The sequence below is a fragment of the Rhizobacter sp. P2_H2 genome, assembly GCF_056403375.1.
Genome location: NZ_JBFUFP010000383.1, coordinates 1 through 4,753, shown reverse-complemented (window position 1 = coordinate 4,753; position 4,753 = coordinate 1). Strand labels below are relative to the sequence as shown.

4 protein-coding genes are annotated in these 4,753 nt (G+C 69.0%); all 4 read left to right on the top strand.

Annotated features, from left to right (window positions below; all coding sequences use genetic code 11):
* The first annotated feature begins 104 nt into the window (after positions 1–104).
* Positions 105–1,952, top strand: a complete 1,848-nt coding sequence (locus AC1D15_RS18515; protein ID WP_477827133.1) for an acyl-CoA dehydrogenase family protein — start codon at positions 105–107, stop codon at positions 1,950–1,952.
* A gap of 17 nt (positions 1,953–1,969) precedes the next feature.
* Positions 1,970–2,161, top strand: coding sequence for a hypothetical protein (locus tag AC1D15_RS18510; protein ID WP_052212934.1), 192 nt, complete (start codon positions 1,970–1,972; stop codon positions 2,159–2,161).
* Between the two features lie 20 nt (positions 2,162–2,181).
* On the top strand, positions 2,182–4,170 hold the full coding sequence (locus AC1D15_RS18505; protein ID WP_477827132.1) for a M3 family metallopeptidase: 1,989 nt from the start codon (positions 2,182–2,184) through the stop codon (positions 4,168–4,170).
* Positions 4,171–4,182: 12 nt separating this feature from the next.
* Positions 4,183–4,753: SDR family NAD(P)-dependent oxidoreductase (locus AC1D15_RS18500; protein ID WP_477827131.1), on the top strand; the 571-nt coding region annotated here is incomplete at its 3' end.

Genomic DNA, 4,753 nt, shown 5'->3' with positions numbered 1-4,753 from the left:
GCGCTGGGGGCGACTTCTTCGTGGAGTCGGCCCGCCAGGGCCGACCGCCGAGGCTGAGCCCCCAGCGCATTCCGCCACCCGCCGCGCCGCACCGAAAGACCCCCATGAGACAGACACTCGACTTCTTCCTGTACGACTGGCTCCAGGTCGACACCCTGCGCCACCGCAGTCGCTTCGCCGACCATTCGCGCGACACCTTCGACGCCGTACTCGATACCTGCGAACGCATCGCGCGCGAGAAGTTCGCGCCGTTCAACCGGATCACGGATACCGAAGAGCCTCGCTTCGACGGCGAACGCGTGATCCAGCCGCAAGCCACGCATGAGGCCTCGCGCGCCTACGTGGAGTCCGGCATGCTCGCCGCCGCGCAGGACTACGAGATCGGCGGCATGCAACTGCCCTGCGTCATCGAGATGGCCGCCAACGGCTTCTTCGCGAAAGGCGGCATCGGCATGGGCGGCGGGGGCATGCTCACCAGCGGCAATGCCAACCTGCTGATGGCGCATGGCACCGCGCTGCAAAAGGACGTGTTCGCGAAGAACGAGTTCTCGGGGCGCTTTTTCGGCACCATGTGCCTCAGCGAGCCGCAGGCCGGGTCCAGCCTGTCCGACATCGTCACCCGCGCCACGCCCGATGGCCCCGAGGCGGCAAGCGATCCACTCGGTCCCCGCTATCGCCTGCGCGGCAACAAGATGTGGATCTCGAACGGCGAGCATGAGCTGGCCGAGAACATCGTCCACCTCGTGCTCGCGAAGATCCCCGGCCCCGACGGCGCACTCGTTCCCGGCACGCGCGGCATCTCGCTGTTCGTCGTGCCGAAGAAGCTCGTCGACGCCGAGGGGCAACTCACCGGCGAGCGCAATGACGTGGCACTCGCCGGGCTCAACCACAAGCTCGGCTACCGCGGGATTCCGAACACGCTGCTGAACTTCGGCGAAGGAAAGTTTCCGGTCCGCGGGTCTGCCGGTGCCATCGGCTACCTCGTCGGCCAGCCCGGCGAGGGCCTGCGCTGCATGTTCCACATGATGAACGAGGCGCGCATCGGCGTCGGGCTCGGCGCCACGATGCTCGGCCAAGCCGGCTACGAAGCGAGCCTCGACTATGCGCGCGGCCGCCCGCAAGGCCGCCCCATCGGCCCCGGCGGCAAGGACGCGACGCGGCCACAGGTGCCGATCATCCAGCACGCCGACGTCAAACGCATGCTGCTCGCGCAGAAGAGCTACTGCGAAGGCGCGCTCGCGCTCGAGCTCTACTGCGCCCGCCTCGTCGACGAACTGCACACCGCGCCGCCCGAGATCGCCGCCGAAGCAGGGCTGCTGCTGGAGATGCTCACCCCCATCGCGAAGAGCTGGCCCAGCGAATGGTGCCTGGAAGCCAACAGCCTCGCGATCCAGGTGCTCGGCGGCTACGGCTACACCCGCGACTACCCGGTCGAACAGTACTGGCGCGACAACCGCCTCAACATGATCCACGAGGGCACCCACGGCATCCAGGCGCTCGACCTGCTCGGGCGCAAGGTCGTGATGGATGGCGGCAAGGGCCTGATGCTGCTCGCCAACAAGCTCAACGCGACGATCCAGCGCGCGCTGATGCTGCCCACGCTCGCCGAGCACGCCAACGCACTGGCCGGCGCGCTGAAGGCGCTGGGCAACGCCACCAAGGCTGCCTGGGCCAGCGGCGTGCCCGAGGAGGCGCTCGCCAATGCCACGCCCTACCTGCAGGCCTTCGGGCACACGGTGCTGGCCTGGGTCTGGCTGGATGTCTCGATCTGCGCACAGGAGCACCTGGAACAAGCCACCGCGGCCGGGCAGGGCGACACCGCGCTGCTGCACGGCAAGCTCGCCGCCGCCCGCTTCTTCTTCCGCTACGAACTGCCCAAAGTCCCCGCCTGGTTGAAGGTGGTCGAGACGCGGGACGATACTTGCCGTTCCATGAACGACGCCTGGTTCTGACACCGGGCCGGATTGCAATGAAGACTTCAACGGTCGAAACCCTCGTCTGGGTGCTGATCTACGGCGGGCTGCTGGGCGTGGGCCTCGGGCTCGCCGTGCAGCGCTACCAGGAGCCGCTGGGCTGGGGCATCGCGGTGACCGGCGCGGTCGTCGCGGCCGTCGGCGTCGTGCTCATCTACGTGCGCTCGCGCATGAAAAGCCCCACCTGAACCCCTTGAACCGCATTCCCATGGCATTCCACCTGTCCCTCTCGACGCTCGTGCTGGTGGCCGGCACGGCCCTGGCCGCCGAGCCGGCCACGCCGTCGTACGTCTTCCCCGAGTTCCGCACCGGCGCGCAGGCCGACGCCGCGTGCAAGACCCTGATCGCCAGCGCCCGTGCCGACGAGAAGCGGCTGCAGGCGCTGCCGCCGGACCGGGCCGGCACGCTGCTCGCCGAGCTCGACGGCATGAACCGGGCCTATGAAGACACCGTCGGCCCGCTGTCGCTGCTGAACGCGGTGCACCCCGACAAGGCGGTGCGCGACGCGGCCGATGCCTGCGACCTCGGCTACCAGACTTTCCGCAACGGCTTCCTGCAGAACCCGAAGCTCTACGCGCTGCTGAAGCAGGTGAAGCCCGCCGACGACATCGACGCCCGCCTGCTGCGCGACACGCTCGATGCGTTCGAGGACGCCGGCGTCGCGCTGACGCCCGCCCGCCAGGCGCGCGCGAAGAAGGTCAGCACCGAGATCACCCGGCTCGGCCAGCTGTTCGACCGCCGCATCCGCGACGACAAGACGCGCGTMGCGTTCGCGCCCGACGAACTCGACGGCGTGCCGGCCGAGGCGCTGAAAGACCGCCAGCGCGATGCCAAGGGCCGCTACGTGTTCGGCCTCGACTACCCGAGCTACGACGCGATCATCGAGAACGCGACCCTGGGCGCCACCCGCGAGCGCATGTGGCGTGCCTTCCAGGGCCTGGGCGGCGCGGCCAACCTGAAGACGCTGCAGCAGCTCGGCCAGCTGCGCCGCGAGTATGCGCAGCTGTTCGGCCTGGCGTCGTACGCCGATTTCTCGATGCGCCGCCGCATGGCCGGCAACGCCGCCGCGGTGCAGGCCTTCCTCGGCACCGTGAAGGACGCCGTCGCGCAGCGCGAGGTGGCCGACCTCGGCCTGCTGCGCGAAGCGAAGGCGCGCGACCTGAAGCAGTCGGTCGAGGCGACCACCGTGAACCGCTGGGATGTCACCTACTACACGTTCCGCGAGCGCCGCAACCGCTTCCAGCTCGACGCCGAGGAGTTCCGCAGCTACTTCCCGCCGCAGGCCAGCCTCGACTTCGTGTTCCGCGTCGCCGGCCAGCTGTTCGGCGTGCAGTTCGAGGCGCTGAAGCAGCCGCTGTGGCACGCGGACGCGCAGTCGTTCGAGGTGCGCGATGTCGCGAGCAGGAAGGTGCTGGGCACGCTGTTCGTCGACCTGTACCCGCGCGAGGGCAAGTACAACCACGCGGCGGTGTGGAGCTTCCGCAACCCGTCGACGCTCGCGGGCCGCACGCCGGCGGCGGGTCTGGTCGTCAACTTCAACCGCAAGGGCCTGAACATCGACGAGCTGGAGACGCTGCTGCACGAGTTCGGCCACGCGATGCACGGCCTGCTGTCGAACACCCGCTACGCCACGCAGGGCGGCACCAACGTGCAGCTCGATTTCGTCGAGGCGCCGTCGCAGATGCTCGAGGACTGGGTCTATGACGCGCGCGTGCTGGCGCTGTTCAAGGAGGTCTGCCCGACCTGCAAGCCGGCGCCGGACGACCTGGTGGCGCGGGCCTCGAAGGCGCGCGATTTCGCGAAGGGCATCGCGGTGGCGCGCCAGCACCTGTATGCGAGCTACGACCTCGCGCTGTACGCGAAGGACGCGCCCGAGCCGATGGCCACCTGGCAGCGCATGGAAGGCGCGACGCCGCTCGGCCATGTGAAGGGCAGCATGTTCCCCGCCGGCTTCTCGCACATCGCGACCGGCTATGCCTCGGGCTACTACGGCTACCTGTGGAGCCTGGTGCTGGCCGAGGACCTGCGCACCGCGTTCGCCGCCGACAAGCTGAGCAGCGAGGTCGGCATGCGCTACCGCGAGCAGGTGCTGTCGCAGGGCGGCCAGGTGGCGCCGGCGCAGCTGATGCGCAACTTCCTGGGCCGCGAGACGAACAGCGATGCGTTCTTCAAATCCCTCAACAGGCACAACGACTAGGAGATCGAATCCATGAGCACACCTGTCCAGACCCTCCTGAGCCTCGAAGGCAAGACCGCGCTGGTGACGGGCGGTTCGCGCGGGCTCGGGCTGCAGATCGCCGAATCGCTGGGCGAGGCAGGCGCGAAGATCCTGCTGACCTCGCGCAAGGCGGCTGACCTGGAAGAGGCCGCTGCCCACCTGCAGGCGCGCGGCATCGACACCCGATGGGTGGCGGCCGACGCGAGCCAGCCGGACGAGATCCAGCGCGTGGCCAGCGAGGCGATGCAGCGGCTCGGCAAGGTCGACATCCTCGTCAACAACGCCGGTGCCACCTGGGGCGCGCCGGCCGAGGAGTACCCGCTGGAGGCCTGGGACAAGGTGATGAACCTGAACATCCGCAGCATCTTCCTGATGAGCCAGGCGATCGGGCGGCTCAGCATGATCCCGCGCCTGTCGGGCCGCATCATCAACGTCGCGTCGATCGCCGGGCTGTCGGGCTCGCCGTCGACGATGAAGTACATCGCCTACGGCACCAGCAAGGGCGCGGTCGTCAACTTCACGCGCACGCTGGCGGCGGAGTGGGGCCGCTACGGCATCACGG

Coding starts and splice junctions, on each gene's coding strand:
- AC1D15_RS18510 (WP_052212934.1), top strand. CDS start 1,970: ATGAAGACTTCAACGGTCGAAACCCTCGTCTGGGTGCTGATCTACGGC.
- AC1D15_RS18515 (WP_477827133.1), top strand. CDS start 105: ATGAGACAGACACTCGACTTCTTCCTGTACGACTGGCTCCAGGTCGAC.